Here is an 18,444-nt window from a genome sequence, read left to right as displayed (position 1 = left end):
TCATGGAAGATGCCTTCTCAACCTATCATCCGGCCATCAATTTCTTTTACTTCGCGGTGGTGCTGATGTTCTCCATGTTTTTCAACCACCCGGCGTTCTTAGTGATCTCATTGCTGGGGGCGGTGATTTATTCCCTGGTTCTGCTGGGGACCCCCCGCTCCCTCAAATTTAATCTAGTGGGCATGCTGCCCATGCTGTTCTTAGTGGCCCTTATCAATCCCCTGTTCAACCACGGCGGGGTGACCATCTTAGGCTATTGGCCCACGGGCAATCCCATGACCCTGGAATCCATCGTTTATGGGGCGGTCATGGCCGTCATGTTCATCGAGGTGATTGTTTGGTTCGCCTGCTACAACACCATTATGACCTCGGATAAATTTATCTATCTGTTTGGACGGGTGATTCCGGCGCTTTCTCTGGTGCTTTCCATGGTTCTGCGCTTCGTGCCGAAATTCAAGGCCCAGCTATCCGTCATCACCCAGGGGCAAAAGTGCATCGGGCGGGATATCGGCAGCGGCAATGTCTGGCAGCGGGTGCGCAATGCCGTTAACATCCTGTCCATTATGGTGACCTGGGCATTGGAAAATGCCATTGAGACCGCCGATTCCATGAAGGCCCGGGGCTATGGCTTAAAGGGGCGGAGCAGCTTCTCCATTTTCACCTTTGATACCCGGGATAAGTGGGTTGGCAGTATTATGCTGGTCCTTTTCCTCATCGTCACCGGTGGGGTGATGGGGGGCTTGGCCTACGCCTCCTACAACCCGGTTATTAAATACTCGGCCTTCACCCCCCTGTCCATCAGCGTTTATGTGATTTATCTGGCTTTCTGCCTCATGCCGGTCTTTGTCGACGTGGCAGAGGGCATTAAATGGAAGCAGCTGACCAAAGATGCAGCTGCCAGTGAAAGTAAGGAGCAGCCATGGCATTATTCGATATCCAACATTTGACCTTCAGTTATCCCGAAGCCGAAAAGCTGGCCCTTGATGACATCAATCTTTGTATTGACCAGGGGGAGTTCATCGTTCTTTGCGGGGCATCGGGCTGTGGGAAGAGCACCCTGCTGCGCCATTTCAAAACCGTCCTGACTCCCCATGGGGACCGGGATGGCCAGCTGATCTTCAATGGAACGCCCCTCACAGAAGTGGATGAGCGTACCCAAAGTGCCCAGATTGGCTATGTCCTCCAAAGCCCGGATAACCAGATTGTCACGGATAAGGTTTGGCATGAGCTAGCCTTCGGCCTGGAAAGTCTGGGCTACGATAACCAAACCATCCGCCTGCGGGTAGCTGAAATGGCCTCTTACTTTGGCATTCAGGATTGGTTCATGCGCAATGTGACCGAACTTTCCGGGGGGCAGAAGCAGCTCCTTAACCTGGCCTCCATCATGGCCCTTCAGCCCAGCCTTCTGATTTTGGATGAGCCCACCAGCCAGTTGGACCCCATCGCCGCGGCAGATTTCTTAGGCACCATCAAAAAGCTCAACCGGGATCTGGGGACCACCATCGTCTTATCCGAGCATCGGCTGGAGGAGGTCCTTCCGGCTGCGGACCGGGCGGTAGTGATGGACGGCGGGCGCATCGTCGCCTGCGATACCCCCAGGCGGGTGGGCAGCCACTTAAGAGCCATAGGCCATGATATGTTCGTGGCCATGCCGGCCCCCATGCAGATCTGCGCCGGGGTGGCCGATGATCTGGAGGATTGGCCCATTACCGTCCGGGAAGGACGGCGATGGATCGATGGCTACTTAAAGGATCAGTCCATTGGTATCGATACTGTGGCGGAAAGCCCCCTTCCCGAATCCGCCTTCCCCCAGAAGGGCAAAGAGCCGCTTATCAGCATGAAAGAGGTGTGGTTCAAGTACGAGCGGCACCTGCCGGATGTGGTCCGGGGTTTGAGCTTCAACATCTATGAAGGGGAAATGTTTTGCATGGTGGGGGGCAACGGCACCGGCAAATCCACCACCCTCTCCCTGCTCTCCGGCATCCGGGAGCCCTATCGTGGAAAAATCAAGCTGAAGGGGACGCCCCTTAAAAAATACGACCGGGTGGTGCTTTACCAGCAGATTTTAGGGGTTATGCCCCAGAACCCCCAGAGCCTTTTCGTTAAAAAGAATGTGGAGCTGGATTTATATGAAATGCTCAATGAAAAAAAGCTGTCCATTGATGAAAAGGATGCCCGGGTGGATGAAGTCATTGGACTCACTCATTTGGAGGATTTACTGGCCCGGCACCCTTATGACTTAAGCGGCGGGGAGCAGCAGCGCCTGGCCTTGGCTAAAATCCTCCTTATGAAGCCAGAGGTTTTGATTTTAGACGAGCCGACCAAGGGGCTGGATAATCACTATAAGCTGGAACTGGGGATGATTCTGAAAAAGCTGCAAAAAACCCAGGGGGTTACCATCATCATGGTATCCCACGATGTGGAATTTTGTGCTCGGTTCGCCGATCGGTGCGGATTGTTCTTCGATGGCAGCCTGGTGACTACCGGCCGCCCCCGGGAATTTTTTGCCGGCAATAGCTTTTACACCACTTCGGCCAACCGCATGAGCCGCCATCTGTTTAAAAACGCCGTGACGGCGGAGGATGTCATTCGACTGTGCCAGGAAAACGCAGGGGAGGAACCGACGTGGCAACGAACAGAAAAAATAGCGCTGTAAAGACGGCAGAACAACAGGCCGTGCTGAAGGTAGTGGGGACGTCCCCCACCGGAAATCCTGGTCCGGCAGCACCTCCGGTGCGTAAACGCCTTCGGGATAACCGCCCGACAAAGCAGAAAATAGTATTGGTCTGGGCGGCCATCCTACTGGCCTGTGCCGGCGGTATTTGGCTATGCTTTACCTACCTGGGAAGCAGTAAATATTATTCCAGTGTCTTTATCGGCTTTATCTTCGTGGTCATCGGCACCCAGTATTTAAAGCCCCATGTGGATGCGGGACCGCCGGTAGCCGCCCCCAAAGACCACCGCATCGGAAAACGGACCTGGCTGTGCGCCGCAATGATCCTGGTGGCCATTCCCCTGACCATTTGGGCGGGGATCCGCTTTGGGGGCGACCGGAAATATTATATCGTCAGCATGGCCATTATTCTTGAAACCATGATCCCCTTTCTGGTTTCCTTTGAGGGCCGAAAGCCCCAGGCCCGGGAGCTGGTGGTCATCGCCACCCTCTGTGCCATCGCCGTGGCCGGGCGGGCAGCATTTTTTATGCTCCCCCAGTTCAAGCCCGTCCTCGCCCTGGTCATCATCGCCGGGGTCTGCTTCGGTGGGGAATCCGGCTTCCTGGTGGGGGCGGTCACCGGGTTCGTGTCTAATTTCTTCTTTGGGCAGGGGCCCTGGACGCCCTGGCAGATGTTCGCCTTCGGCATCATCGGATTTTTGGCGGGGATCTGCTTCAAGAGGGGATGGCTGGGCACCAGCAAGCTACCCCTGTGCATCTTCGGCGGGGTGACGGCCCTGTGCATCTACGGCCCCATTATGAATGTGGCCTCGGGGCTCATGTGGTCCAGCACCCTGAGCTGGCCCGTCATCCTGTCCTACCTGATCACAGGATTCCCCTTTGACTTAGTCCATGCCATTGCCACCATCTTCTTCCTGTCCATCTTCTCCCAGCCCATGATCGAGAAGCTGGAGCGGATCAAGCTGAAGTACGGATTGATGGAATAATGGTTTTTGAAAGTGTGTTTAAAAGGTTATGAAGGAGGAATACGTGTTGATTACTGTGGAAAGGATGATGCAGTACATGAAAAAATGGAAATGGCTGGCCTGTGGACTGGTGGCCCTCACGTTGACGGTGGGCTTATTCGCACGGGTGGCATTCGCCCAGGAGGCGGATGGAAATAACACGGTTACCGTATGTGTAACCATGGAAAAATTCACCCTGGGCCAGGGCTATAAAATCGAACCGATCCTGGTGACCCTGCCGGCAGGGACTAAAACAGCCCAGGTGATTACAGATTTATTGGGACCGGGAAATTATGAAAACACCGGAACCGTGGCCGATTCCTTTTATCTATCGTCTATTAAAGATGGCGATACGGATATCAGCGGAGTGCCCCAGTATATTCTAGATAAAACCGGCCCCCTCTCCCCAAAGGATCGTAGCGATGATCAGTGGCTGGGGGAATTTGATTATTATACCAACAGCGGATGGATGTACGCCATCAACAATAGCTTTCCCGGTGTTGGCGCTTCGGGCACGACCCTGGCCCAGGGGGATGTCCTACGCTGGCAGTACACCCTTTATGGTCTGGGGGCCGATTTGGGGGCGGACAACACCCAGTGGGGCGGTGTGCCGTTAATCAATGCGGCCAATAAGGACGCCCTGACCTGGCGGGTGGCTGAAATCAACGGTATGGCCAATAAGGCTGATGTACTAGCCCAGGGTGAAAACCAGAAAAAATACGACGGGGCCACAGCCGTGTTAAAGGATATGGAAAGCACCCAGGACAGTGTGGATACCGCGCTGGCAGCACTGAACCGACTGGATGAAGCCCCTGCCGTCACCGGGGATGCGGATGGGGATGGCTACATCACTGGCAACGACTTGGCTGTTGTTAATAAATATTTTGGTACAACGGTTGAAACGGGTCAGAATGGAGATGTGGATGCCGATGGCTTTATCACCGGCAATGATTTAGCAGTTGTGAATAAGTATTTTGGAACGACAGGATTGAATGAATAGTAGGAGGTAATTATGAAAAAGAAACTCATCTCTGCCATTTCCGTCTTATTGGTGCTTCTGGCCGTCATCGGTGCGAATGTCTTTGCAGAAGATAATGCACCGAAGGCCAGCTTCATCGTGGACGGAACGCAATACGAATACAAGACGGGGGATACCGTCGCCGTCAAATTCGCCGTATCGAATACAAATATCACCACAGCTGGATTTGTATTGAAGTATGATACGGACAAATACGAACCAATCGCTTCAACTCTTGGAAAATGTATTAGTACTGAATACTTCGATGAGGAGGACGGGACGGGAATCTTCACAAAATCCTCAACCTATTTTGTGAATGATGCTGCCAATGGCCTGATTGGATATACCTTCAACATAGATCGAACCGCTAGTGACGCTAAAATCAAATCCAGTGCGACCACACCGCCTTATCGCTACCTGGAAAGCGGCGAAAACGGATATACTCTATGCACCGTTAATCTGAAAGCAAAAAAAGATGTGACTTTATCAGCCAGCGATTTTGCATTCGCTAAGCACAATACTACAGCAAACCGAGATGTGCTGATTGGACTGGATGAAAGCATATTGAACAATGTGGTTACTGACATCAGCATTCCTGAACCCCCCAAGGAAGGTCTGGACAGTCTCTTAGTCCACACCGGGACTTCCCCTGAAGGAGGCACTGTCCTGCTGCAAAACAGCACCGACAGCTACGGCGAAGCACCAGTATTCAGTGCGGATACCCTCAATTACACCCTGGCCGCCCAGACCGACAGCATAAATCAGCTGCGCTTCCGTGCGAAGCCCCTGGAAAGCGGCGCCATGGTCACTCTGAAATGGGGAGAGGCCGATAACCAGAAAAAGGATATCACCTGGACCTCTGGCAGCTCGGCTTGGGCTAACTGCTTAGTCCCAGGGAAAAACACCCTTACCCTCACCGTCAATCCGGCAGAAGGTTCCACGGCCACGGCGAAAACCTACACCCTGGATGTCAATGTCAACCCCACTCTGAGCGCTTTAAGCGCAAAGGCAGGAGACACCAGCCTGAACTTTGACACTAAATTTGTATCCACCACCAATACCTATAGTGCCGCTGTGGCGGAAACTGCCAAGACACTGACCCTGAGTGCAACCCCCAAGGACAGTGGCTATACCGTGACCTACAACGGGTCCAGCAGCAGCACCGTGGATATCAGTGGAACCAACAAAGTGGATATTGCCGTGACCGCAGGTCAGGGCGATAAAGCCATTACCAATACCTATACCCTGAATCTGGTTAAAAAGCCAGTGGGCACCGTCACCTTTAAAACCACCCCGGCGGATGCCATTGCAAAGGTCTATGACAGCGCAGGAAAAAGCGTCACCGCCAACACTGACGGCAGCTTCTCCGGGCTGTTCGCCGATGGCAGCTACACCTATGCCGTCACTAAGACCGGCTATGTGGCCCAGACCGGCAGTGTCCCCGTAGAAGGGGGCACCATCACCGCCGATTTAAAAGCGGCGGCAGCCGACCCCACAGGACTAGATGCCACCTGGCCTAACTTTAGAGGAAACGCCCAAAACAACGGCATTACCACAGCCCAAACCCCAGCCAGTGCAGCCCAGGCCAGCACCCTCTGGACCGCCAAGCTCGGCACCGGCTGGGCAGCATCCCCCACGGGTCAGATTATCGTGGATGGGGACATCGTCGTTTGTGCCGGGACGTCCATCTATCGCCTGGACAGCAGCACCGGGGCTGTTAAAGCCACGGGCACCATGGATGCATCACCGGGATTTGCCATCACCAATCCGATTTATGCCGACGGCATGATCTTTGTCCAAATGGGCAGTGGAGAAATACAAGCCTTTAACGCCACCACCCTGGAATCCCTGTGGATTTACAAAGACGTCTTAGGCGGCCAGGCCAACGCCCCCATCGCCTACGCTGATGGTTATATTTACACGGGCTTCTGGAATGGCGAAAGCCGGGATGCCAACTACGTTTGTCTTTCCGTTTCCGATGAAGACCCCGCCAATGCCAAGGAAGAAAAAACAGCTACCTGGCGTCATACCCAGGCCGGCGGCTTCTATTGGGCCGGCGGTGTCGTGGTGGATGATGTCATCATCGTCGGGACCGACGATGCCACCGGTGGTTTTGACGGGGACAGCCATCTTCTCTCCATCAACCGTAAAACCGGAGCCGTGGTGAGTGATCTGACCCTGACGGGTCTGGGGGATCAGCGCTCCACCGTCGTTTACGATGGCGGGAAGCTCTACTTCACCACTAAAAACGGCTACCTCTGCCGGGCCACCGTGGACAGCGGCGGTCAGCTTTCGGATTTAAAATCCCAAAACTATCCCGATGTAGCGAAGCAGGCCACTGCCACCCCGGTCGTTTACGGCGGACGGGTCTACATTGGACTGGGCAACGGCATTAACGCCGGCGGCGGATTCTTCCTCTGCTGTGACGCCAACAGCCTGGCTAAGGTTTATACCGTCCCCATGACGGATTATCCTCAGGGCTCGGTGCTCCTGAGCACCGCCTATCTGGAGGACACCGGGTACCTGTATTTCTACAGCACCTATAACAGCAATCCCGGCGGCTTAAACCTCATCAAGGTCAAGCCCAATGATACGGGCGCTACCGCAGAAAAGGTGGATTTATACACCCCGGATACGGATAAGCAGCAATACTGCATCTCCAGTGTCATCGCCGGAGCTGACGGAACCCTATACTATAAAAACGACAGCGGCTATATCTTCGCCATCGAAAGCACCACTCCGGTGAAGGCCCTCATTAAGGAAATTGACGCCATCGGAGAGGTTACCCTAAACAGCGAAGCCGCCATTACTCAGGCCGAAGCCGACTATGCGGCCCTCAGCACCTCAGACAAAGCCCAGGTGACCAATTATCAAACCCTGGTAGATGCCCGGGCAAAATACGACGACCTCACAGCAGCTAAAGCCGTAGAAGATCAAATCAACGCCCTTCCCGCCACCGTGGACAAGGATAGCGAAGCCGCCGTTAAGGCCGCACGCAAGGCCTACAATGACCTGAGCGCCACCCAAAAGACCTACGTTTCACCCGATGCCCTCACCAAGCTGGAAGCCGCAGAAAACCAAATCACCCTGCTGGATGCCAAAACTGCGGCCAAGGGGGATTTGGAAGCCTACAAATCCGCCGACCTGTACCGGGATGCCCAGAAAACAGAATTGGCTGCCGCCATTGCTGACGGCAAGACAAAAATTGATGCAGCAACCACAACAGACGGTGTGACCACCGCCTTAACGGCGGCTAAAGCGGCCATCGACGGCATCAAAACCGATGCCGAGTTGGATATCGAAGAAGCCAAAAATCTGAAGACAGCCCAGGAAGCTGCCGTTAAGGTCATCGAAACCTATAAAAATAAAAACGACTACCGGGCATCAGAACAGAAACAGCTGGCCGATACCATCACCAAATGGACACAAACCGTCAATGCCATTACCGTGGAAAACAACGATTTAGCCGCTGCCGTGGCTAAAATCAACACCGCTGTGGCCAGTGCCAAAACCGAGATGGACGGCATCAAAACCGCAGCTCAGTACCAGGCGGAAGAAGATAAAGCTGCCGCTGCCGCCGTGGATGCAGCAATCGCTGCCCTCCCCGCAGAACGCACCCTGACCCTGGCGGACAAAGACGCCGTCACCGCCGCCCGCAGCGCCTACGACGCCCTGAATGCAAACGCCAAGACCTACGTTACCAAGCTGGTCACCCTAAAGGCGGCCGAAACCAAAATTGTTGATCTGGAAGCCCAGGCCGAAGCCGATTCCATCATTGTCCAGATGAACGCCGTCATTGCACAAATTGAAGCCAAAGAAGCCAGTGCCGTCGATGCCTATAACAAGGCCGTCACCGCCTACAACAACATCAGTGCTACTGCTCGGGAAAAGGCAAAGGACACCAAAAGTACCATGGACAACGCCTTAGCCAAGGCAGATGCAGAACAGCATGTACAAAGTAATGTAACCACCGCCGAAGGCAGCACCGTCGGTGTCGCCCTGAAGGATAAGGATGGCAATATTCTGCCCCTTAACGTAAAGTTAAGTGCAAATGCTGAGGTCAAGGCCGACAGCATCGCCCAGGCGAAGAACAGCCTGACCGGAAAAGATGCCATCCTCGCCCTGAGCATCGGCATCAATAAGGAAGAGCTGAGTGCTGAACAGCTGGCCGCCATCGAAAAGGACGGCATCATGGTAGTATTAAGCGTTGACCTCACCGGATACAACACTGATGATGTTTGGGTCGCCCATATTAAGGACGATGGCAGCGTGGAAAAAATCAAAGCCACCTACGATGCTCAGGGTAAGACCCTTAGCTTTATCACCCACAGCTTCTCCGACTTCGTGGTCATGGCTACCAAGATAACCACACCAGGAGCCACGGGAACCGGTACCACTGCCAATGGCGTTAACACCACCAAGAACACCGCCACCGGGATTGCCAGAGAAAACAGCGCCCTCGGTGCCGCTGCCGTACTAGTTGTCATTGCCCTTGGGGGTGGCGCAGCCTTGATCTGGAAGCGCAAGCACAGCTAGGCTAAATAATGTATCTTAAAAAAACCTTGCGTTCTCAAAGAAAAAAAGATATAATAGCTTCATAAATGTAAACAGCAACAAAATTAAATAAAGTGAACCAAAAAGGACGATCTGGGTTTTCCAGAACCGAAAAAAACGTGGCGTCCAGTCGCTAAGTCTGAATTGGGAATAGCCAGCCGGTACTCCGGCGGTCCTTTTTGTTCATGAATCCATACCATGCTTCCTAAAAGCCCCGTCGGCCAAACCGACGGGGCTTTTGTTATGACTGATGGCGGCAGCAGCCGCGTCAAATATAAATAAGAGAAGGAGGTTTGAAAATGGATGCTTTAAAAAGCAGGATTCATGTGGGGCTTATCGCCCTGCTGCTGTGTGCATTCGGGCTCTTTGCCATGCTGGCCGGGGGCACCGTCCACGCCACAGGCACCTACATTGGGGATACCCCCACCGTCGGTGTACCCAATGACACCATTGACGCTACACTGACAGGGGATAATTTCCAGTATGATCTTTGGCTGCCCTATGCCCAAAAGGCATTAAGCACCACGGATTCATCCAATCAGATTGCTGCGCTCCACCCCTGGGCACTGCCCCAGGTTCAGAGCAACATGGTAAGCAACGATGTGCAGTACCCCACCTTTCATTACACCGTGATTAGTGGGACCGATGTGGTGGGGCTGAGCAGCGATTCAGCCGCAGGCACGACATCGACAAGCTTGAGCGTGACACCTGCACCGGCGACTGATTCCTCGGCAGCGGCCTATGTAAAGGCCCTGGCAAGTGGAACGGCCGTGGTGAAGGTAACCTATGATGGAAAAACTTATGGCAATAAGAATTGGGGTAAATGCTCCTCGGTCAACACCGGCTACGTCGTCTACACCGTGAATGAAAGTGGTACCATCACTCCGTCCATTCCGGATTTTGTTAAGGACCAGACGGACGCGTGCACCGGCGGTGTTATTGATAACCACTACGACACCATTTACTTTAAAGACGGCAACACCGTCGATAAGACCTTTACGGTATCCGCGGCCAATGCAGCCAGCACCGTGGTTACCTGTAACGGCATCGTCATCGATGCCAATACCGATGGCAGCTACACCGCCAATCTGGGCAACCGCTCCAATATCATTGGGGTGAGCGCCACAGATTCCACCGGAGCAGCCAAGAGCACCTATTACATCATCGATGCCCGGAAGATTGACGTCACCATCGCCAACGCCACCAACCCGGGACAGCCCATTTCAGCGGGCAACACCGCCACCGTCAGCTTTACCGGCATTACCATGCCCGTGTACAAGCTGGCCACCATCTACAACCCCACTTGGAATTCTCCCGCCTGGGGCAGCACCGGCACCTTTGTAACCTACACTGGCACCGATGCCCACGGCCTGTGCAGTCAGTATGACCTGGCCACCAATAACACCATGACCATCAGCAATATCCAAAGCAATGTGACCGGTGAAGCTAAGCTTAATTTAACGGCTGGCCATATTGAATCCCAGTGGTGGGGCGATGCCCTGGGCTCGGATGCCATCCACGCCCAAACCGGGGAACCGAACCTCAACGCCGGCACCTGGGACGGCAGCTTCTCCACCTTCCCAGATCTGTCCATCGACTTAAGTGGATCGACCACTGGGACGGCGGTAACGGGGATTACGGTTACCATGGGGAAACCCAATCTGGTTGCAAGCAGCAGTCGCAATAATCGGACTACTGCAACAGCCGCCATTACACCGACGGAAGCCACAAATCAGGATGTCGTCTGGACCGGTTATTTCTACGATACCAGCAGTAATTCCTGGGAGGTAGATTCCGGCTACTACTTTACCGTTGACCAAAACGGCAATGTTGTCGCCCAGAATGCACCGCCAGCGGGTGGAACAGTCACCCAATTTAAGGTATGCGCCACCAGCGTCAGTAATCCGAATGTCGTTGGCGAAAAGGTTTTTACGATTCAATAAGATTGAATAAAGGATGGTGCGGCTAAAACCACACTATCTTTTTTTCAGGGAAAGAAAAATGAGACTATATAAAAAAACATTACTTGGAATACTGTTTACACTGCTGCTGTTCCTGGGATTTATTCCAGCAACAGCGCTGGCAGCCCCGGCAGTGTGGAACGGCACAGCAGATACCAGCTGGTATAAGTCGGCGGACAGTACCTTCGAGCTCAGCACGCCTGAGCAGCTGGCTGGACTGATGAAGATTGTCAATGGCACAGCAACGGGCATCGCCCAGGATAGCTTTAGCGGTAAAACCATTAAGCTAAGTGCCGATATCCAGCTCAATGATACAACAGAGTGGGCCAGCTGGACAAAGGATCAAAAACCAGCCAACACCTGGAAGCCCATTGGGGTAGCTCAGTGGGACGATAATTACGAAAAAATGGAGGGCAAAGCCTTTAGTGGAACCCTTGATGGTACCGGGCACTGCATTAAAGGGCTCTACGTCAATGATGCCCAGGATATCAGCTGTGGCCTGTTTGCTAATATCAATGGGGCGACCATCACCAATCTGGGGATAACGGAATCCTTTATCAGCAATACAAATCTTACGCAAGATGGGGCGATGACCGGAGCGATCACCGGAACGGCTACAGGCAGCACCATCACAAACTGCTTTAGCCGCGCGAGCCTGAATACTTATAACGGTACTCAAGCAATACCGGCCGTTGGCGGCCTTGTCGGGCAGGCATTTAAAAACAATACCATTAAAAATTCCTATAATAACGGTACAATCCATGTGTCTTGGAGCTCTGCTAATGGAACAAGTGCCGCCGGGTTGATTGGTCTTAATTTTTATGGAAAATGCCAGATAGAGAATTGCTATAATGCAGGGAGCCTGAGCTATGAGTCAATCGCTTATCAATCCGGGACAATGCCGGCGATTGGCGGTGTTTTAGGGGATAACTATGGAGGGAGCTTTACACTAACGAATTGCTGCTATCTGGATAGCTGTTTACCCAAGATGCTGGATGGCAAAGATATTCCAATCCTTGTAAAAGGTGCCACCTCCAAAACCGCCGACGAGCTCAAAGCCGCCGACTTCCCCGAAAGCCTGGGGGATGCCTATGTGGCGGATAACGGCACCACCAAGCTGAACGACGGCTTCCCCATCTTGGAATGGCAAAACCCCACGGGCCAGAATAAGGTACCGGTGGTGGCCGATGGGGTGGATAACCCCACGGCGGCAGTGTGGACCACAGGCACGCCCTATACCCTGGACCTGTCTAAAATCTTTATCGATGGCGACGGGGATGCCCTGACCTACCAGGTCAAGGTAGGGGAGGGTGAGTTTACAGCCACCCCGGCGGCCTACACCACCACCCCGGCGGAAAACGGCAGCCTGACCCTGACCTTCCGGGCCAACGACGGCAAGGCCGATTCTAAAACCGACTATGTGGTCAACCTCACGGTGACGGATGATACCATCACCTTAAGCGATACGGAAGTAACCCTGGAAATGGGAACCACCTGGCATCTGATTCCCCACACCAAGTATGATGAAAAAATTACCGTCACCTCTTCCAATGAGGGAGTGGTTTTGGGTATGGCCCTAGGGGTTGATCCCAAAGCCCTGACAATCTATCCTGTGGCCGTAACGGGAAACACGCCGGTTACCCTGACGGTAACCGCCGAAAGCGGGGTGTCCGCCACCTGCCAGGTGACGGTCCTTCCCTATAGCGGGGAAAAGTGGGATATGACCCTAAGCTCCGAAAAAATATACCCCGGGGATACGGTGGAGGTCACCGTTGATATTCCAGATAAGGTTTTAGCCAATGTAGAAGAATTCATCCAGGCGATAAAACCTACGAACTATTCTATGAGTATTGGTCCTGCATGGAATACCCCGGTCACTAATTCGCATGGCTACAATGCCGTAAAGGATATCCAAAATCTCAGGAAATATACCTTTACGGTTAAGGCCGATACAAAGCCCGGGAAATATTCGTTCCGGACCGATACCAATAGCTTTTCTTTTGGTCCGCCAAGTGCAGTGTATAATTGTAATTATATCCCGACATTAACCTTTACCGTCCTGGAAAAGATAGATGTCACCGGCGTCACCCTCCTTCCGGATACGGCCATCCTGGCCCCGGGGGAAACCAAGCAACTAGATGCCACCGTACAGCCCTACAACGCCACCGACCCCTCAGTTACCTGGCTAAGCAGCAATGAGGCTGTGGCGACGGTGGATACCAATGGGAAGGTGACGGCTGTGGCCAAGGGCGGTGCTACCATTACCGCCAAGACCAATGACGGCGGCTTTGCCAGCTCCTGTACCGTTATCGTCGGCCAGAGCGATCCCCTGTCCCAGGCCAAGGACCAGGCCATTGCGGCCCTAAGCAGCTACACCGACGCAGCCAATTATTACAGCGAGGATTTAGAAGGCTGGGCCACCGCGATCCAAAAGGGGAAGGCAGCCATTAATGGGGCCACGGACCAAGCCGGAATCGACACCGCCCTAGCGGATGCCAAGGCAGATCTGGATGCCATCAAGACCAAGGCCCAGATTGAAGCCGCCACCCAAAAGACGGTGTACATCACCATGACGGACAGCAATAAGCTGGTAACCGGGAAGGATGCCGAGGGCACCGTCCTGGCCCATGTCCCCATTACCGTGGGCTACTTTGACCTGGCAGATTACGGGCTGGATCAATTTTCCCGGAAGGAGGGCACCGCAGGGGTAGACACCAGCGATAAGATCGTGCGCCAGCCCACCCTCCTCCACGCCTATATCCGGTTCTTAGAACAGTATTATCAGGCCGACGGGAATAAGCTGACCATCGGTGGGGAAGCCCTGACCCTCAGTGGGTCCAAGGCCCAAAATGGGTACTTCACCCAGTTCTTTGGTATGGATGGGAATTATTTCCGGTATGATGTCAATAACACCTACCCCTTGATGAGCAAGGGAATCGGGGCCGTGGCCTCCTATATCTTAATTGAGGATCAGGATGAGGCTGAGCTCTTTATGTGCAACACCGGGCACGATTACCAGTTCCACGAATCCCTCCAGTTCATGTTCTTTAATGAAATGACCGGGAAGGCGGGGCTGGAAACCACCGCGGGCACACCCCTGGCCCTCACCCTTAAAGGGGATGTCAAGGCCAATTTAGATGGTGGGGTCACCCAGCACTACGCCCTGGCCGGAGAAGCCCTGCAGATCAGTGATGATGGCGGGAATACCTGGACCGATGTGGCCGGCACCACCGACGACAAGGGACAGCTCAGCGTCACCTTCGACACCCCGGGCACCTACCTGGTCTCTAATAAGGGGAACAGCCAGACCTACGAGGGCGGGAAGACCTATAAATGGTATGCCAAGGCCATCGCCGTGGTCACCGTTAAAGAGGATGCCGATGCCACCGCAGCCCAGGCCGTCATCGCTAAAATTGATGCCCTGCCGGAAGCCGCAGATTTACAGCTTAGCGATGAAACCGCTCTGACCGAAGCCAAAGCCGCCTTTGATGCCCTCACCACCGCCCAAAAGGCCCTGGTGGATGAAGCGCATCAGACCAAGCTCAGTGCCGATGTCAGTAAGATGGTGGAACTCAAAGCCGCAGCAGAGCTGGAAGCAGCCAAGACCGATGCTAAAACCGCATTGGCAGGCTATAAAGATCAAGCCAACTATCGGGCAGCGGAACAGAAGGAAATGGCAAAGATCATCGCCGCGGGCAACACCGCCATTGATGCAGCCGCCAATCAAACCGATATCGCCGCAGCCCTGAAAGCGGCAGAGGATCAGCTGGATGCCTTAAAGACAGACGCCGAGTACACCGCAGAAGAAGCCAAGGACCTGGCCGACGCCAAGACCGCCGCTATCGCTGATCTGACCGGCTATAAAAAACCGGCAGATTATCGGGAAGCCCAGCAAGCGGAGCTAACCGCAGCCATTACCGCTGGCACCAATGCCATCAACGCAGCAGTGGATCAAGCTGGGGTTACTCAGGCTTTGGCTGATGCCAAGACTGCCATAGACGCCATCAAAACCGATGCCCAGCTGACAGAAGACGAACGCCAGCAGGTCATGACCGATGCCAAAGCCGCCATCGAAAAAGCAGAGAAGGAAATGACTCAAGATGCTGTTGATGCTGCCCAGGCTGCCATTGGTAAGCTTGATGCTGCCAGCCAGGCAGAAATCAAGACCGAAATCGACGGCTTGAAAACAGCGATAGAAAAGGCAGAAGAAGAACGCCATCAGCCCACTACGGTAGATGGCACCACCGTCAGCACGGGAGATTTGAATCTCGATTATAAGCTGGTGGTGAAAAAAGCAGAAAACACGGATAGCGAAGAACTCGCTAAGGAAGCCAACACCGGAATGGAAGTTGTACTTCCCTTGGAGATCCATGTTGAAGACTTAAAGGGGAATACCATTTCGGAATTGGATAAATCCATCACCATCACCATCAGCGCGGACTTAAGCGCCTACGGGGATAACCCAGTGGTGAAGATTGCCCATATTAAAGATGGCAAGGTAGTGGAAACCCTGACCGGAACCTATAACGCTGAGCAGAAGACCGTTACCTTTATGGTAAGCAGCTTCTCAGACTTTATCCTTCTGGCCCAAAAGGCCGGCAATACAGAGCCCGTGGATCCCACTCCCAGCACACCGGGGACGAACAATGGCAATAGCGGTAGCACCGGAACCACCGGCAATACCGCTGGAAACCAAAGCATTGCCACCACCGCTGGCAATACCAAAACCGGGATCACCGGAGACACCAGCACAGTAACAGGCAGCATCATCGCCTTGGTTCTCTTGGCAGCCACCGGTGCCGTCATCATCGTCGCCCGCCGGAAGCACGTCTAGGAAAGTAGTATTGAAATAACAGTGTAAGAAGCGAAAGCCCCGTATCATCGCCAATGATGTCGGGGCTTTTTAGGAAAAAGAGGATAAGAAAATGACAAAAGCAGCGAAAGGACGCCGTTTTTTGCGGGAAGAGTCAAAGGACGGCATTGTGAATAAAAAGCAAAAGGATCATACCTACAGGGGTGTTTTACAGGAGATTAAGCTTCAAAGCATTGAGAATAGCCGGGGCGCTCCGATCTGTCAGTATGTTTTTGTTATTCGTCAAAAGTGGCGGTTGAATATCTTTATTTTTAAAGGGGTACTGGAGCACGATTTGCGACAGTTTTTTTCACCGGGGGATCGGGTCACCCACTATAAGGGCTTTCCCATTCCGGTTAAAAGGGGAAGCATCGGTCCGCTGACCGTTTGCATGGACTGTGGGCAATTGGTTAAAAGCAGTGCCCATTCCTGTCCCTATTGCGGATGTGTGATCCATTTGGAGGGCTAAATTGAAGCGGTTAATGAATTTTACGGTATTTGAGCATGATATCGGGCGATATACGGATTCAAGGGATTTGCAGTGTTTTTATAAAGATCGGGGGTTGGATGGGTTGGAGCTGATGCTGGATATGGAGAATTCCTTTCCAGAGATCATTCCCCGGGAGGATGTGGTGGGGGTTCATCTTCGGATGTTTCCATATTGGATGGATTTATGGAAGGATGACCAGGCAGCGTTGTTAGAAAACTTTGGAACAGAGGAGGCATTGTTATCCTTCTACGGTGGAATCAGTGGGCGTGAGGCCATTTATAAACGCCTTGAACGTGAGCTGTGGGAAGCAGAGGCCCTTGGTGCCCAATACGTGGTTTTTCATGTCAGCGATGTGTCTTTCGTAGAGGCATGGGATCGGCAGTTCGCCCATGGGGATGCCGAAGTGATTGATACGGCCTGCACCCTGATCAATGAGCTTCTGGACGTTGGGGGGTATACCTTCGATTTTTTAGTGGAAAATTTATGGTGGCCAGGCTTTAAAATGACGGATCCCTGGCTGACGAAGCGTCTGCTGGATGGGATCCACTATGAGCATAAGGGGATTATGCTGGATGTGGGGCATTTACTCCACACCAATCTCGAGCTGTCGGATATGGATCAAAGTGTCCGCTATGTTCAGGCGATGCTGGAGGAGCATGGGGATTTAAAACATCATATCAAAGGGATTCATCTCCATCAATCCTTGACCGGGGACTATGTTAAAACCATGCTGGCGGGTTATTCCAGGGAGACGGTGTCGGACCAGGGATTTTTTTGGAAAACCATGGGACATGTTTATAATATGGATACTCACCAGCCCTGGGTCGACGGAGATTTTATGGGGGTTATAAAAGCGGTAGACCCCGAATACCTGGTACTGGAATTTGTGACCGCCGATCGTCAGGAGCATGGGGAAAAGCTGGATATCCAGCTTAAAGCCATGTGTTGATTCAGAGAAGGAATGGCCGTACAAGGGAAAATCCGCCTTGTACGGCTATTTCTTTTTTTATAATTATTTCAATGTAAAAAAACTAGGCCAGATAGATTGACAAGTCCAGGCTAATTGAATATGACATTAGGAGTTAGCAGGAGCTAACTATTTTACTCGACAATATGTTAGCATATTCTAACTAAAAGGGGTGAAGGACAATGACAGAAAAGCTTTTAGTACGTAATGGGGCGCCAACCCTGGCGGGAATGAAAACCGGCAGCCTATTTACCTGCCCTCATCAGTCCAGGGAACAAATCCAGGGGGATATCCGGGAGCTCAATCGACGATTGGTGCCCAAGGGGATCCGGGTTTTGCCCCTGCGTTTTTCAGAACGGCGGACTCTCCTCTATCTGTACCGTCCCAACCGCTTGAAGCAGGATTTTACAGATGGGCGAAGGGCATCCCTGCTTAAGGCTCGGGGTTATCTGGTGGATAACCCGGACCGATGCGTGGTCCAATTAGTGAATCGGCTTCGGTGCAGAGAGGCGTTTCCCCATGAAATCGGTCTGTTTTTGGGATATCCTCCAGAGGATGTCCATGGATTTATGGAGCATAAGCGATGTGATATTGTCAATAATAGTTGACAGATTTCCCTCAAGGATTCAGCGACCTTATGCAACATCCTGTAAGGACTGGTAATATTGCTGCCTCTTTATTATAGGTGGCACTCCACCAATCGATGAGCAGATTCTTCTGTTATTCCAGTAGCTCATGAAATATCTCCAGATTAAGACCTTCAATTCTTCGATGGTCATTTTTTCGGTATCATAGCGGTCATACAACAGTTCGGATTTCATCCGTGCCCACATACTTTCACATCTGGCGTTATCGTGGCAACGACCACCAGCCCTGTTCATGCTCTGCCTGACGTGAAATTTTTTGAGTGCTTTGCGATAGCAG

11 protein-coding genes are annotated in these 18,444 nt (G+C 52.9%); 10 read left to right on the top strand and 1 reads right to left on the bottom strand.

Annotation, left to right across the window (positions count from 1 at the left end; genetic code table 11):
- Positions 1-2 precede the first annotated feature (2 nt).
- The 10 genes from BLW33_RS11195 (at position 3) to BLW33_RS11150 (ending at position 18,128) form a co-directional block, all read left to right on the top strand.
- The gene (locus tag BLW33_RS11195) at positions 3-947 is read left to right on the top strand and encodes an energy-coupling factor transporter transmembrane component T (protein ID WP_090308887.1); all 945 of its coding nucleotides are present in this window, start codon (positions 3-5) and stop codon (positions 945-947) included.
- On the top strand, positions 920-2,656 hold the full coding sequence (locus BLW33_RS11190; protein ID WP_090308884.1) for an ABC transporter ATP-binding protein: 1,737 nt from the start codon (positions 920-922) through the stop codon (positions 2,654-2,656). The genes BLW33_RS11195 and BLW33_RS11190 overlap by 28 nt, the downstream gene beginning before the upstream one ends.
- Entirely contained in the window at positions 2,626-3,660 is a 1,035-nt protein-coding gene (locus tag BLW33_RS14375) for an ECF transporter S component (protein WP_242911664.1), read from the top strand. The genes BLW33_RS11190 and BLW33_RS14375 overlap by 31 nt, the downstream gene beginning before the upstream one ends.
- Positions 3,661-3,715: 55 nt before the next feature.
- On the top strand, positions 3,716-4,678 hold the full coding sequence (locus BLW33_RS11180) for a dockerin type I domain-containing protein (protein ID WP_242911666.1): 963 nt from the start codon (positions 3,716-3,718) through the stop codon (positions 4,676-4,678).
- Positions 4,679-4,690: 12 nt separating this feature from the next.
- Positions 4,691-9,232, top strand: coding sequence for a cadherin-like beta sandwich domain-containing protein (locus BLW33_RS11175; protein WP_090308879.1), 4,542 nt, complete (start codon positions 4,691-4,693; stop codon positions 9,230-9,232).
- A 317-nt stretch (positions 9,233-9,549) separates the two neighbouring features.
- Positions 9,550-11,193: a hypothetical protein gene (locus tag BLW33_RS11170; protein ID WP_090308877.1), complete on the top strand. Its 1,644-nt coding sequence runs from the start codon at positions 9,550-9,552 to the stop codon at positions 11,191-11,193.
- 58 nt (positions 11,194-11,251) lie between these two features.
- Positions 11,252-16,045, top strand: a complete 4,794-nt coding sequence (locus BLW33_RS11165; protein WP_242911663.1) for an Ig-like domain-containing protein — start codon at positions 11,252-11,254, stop codon at positions 16,043-16,045.
- A 91-nt stretch (positions 16,046-16,136) separates the two neighbouring features.
- The gene (locus tag BLW33_RS11160) at positions 16,137-16,532 is read left to right on the top strand and encodes a hypothetical protein (protein ID WP_090308871.1); all 396 of its coding nucleotides are present in this window, start codon (positions 16,137-16,139) and stop codon (positions 16,530-16,532) included.
- A gap of 13 nt (positions 16,533-16,545) precedes the next feature.
- Positions 16,546-17,502, top strand: a complete 957-nt coding sequence (locus tag BLW33_RS11155) for a TIM barrel protein (protein WP_207647831.1) — start codon at positions 16,546-16,548, stop codon at positions 17,500-17,502.
- A 200-nt stretch (positions 17,503-17,702) separates the two neighbouring features.
- A complete protein-coding gene (locus tag BLW33_RS11150; RefSeq protein WP_090308868.1) occupies positions 17,703-18,128 on the top strand; it encodes a DUF3793 family protein in 426 nt (141 codons plus the stop codon).
- 27 nt (positions 18,129-18,155) lie between these two features.
- On the opposite strand, the gene BLW33_RS11145 is transcribed toward BLW33_RS11150, so the two are convergent.
- On the bottom strand, positions 18,156-18,444 hold a 289-nt coding region (locus tag BLW33_RS11145), incomplete at its 5' end, for an integrase core domain-containing protein (RefSeq protein ID WP_143032629.1).

It is taken from the genome of Eubacterium aggregans (assembly GCF_900107815.1).
GTDB classification, from domain to species: Bacteria; Bacillota; Clostridia; order Eubacteriales; family Eubacteriaceae; genus Eubacterium_O; species Eubacterium_O aggregans.
This window is presented reverse-complemented; position numbering and strand designations above follow the sequence as displayed.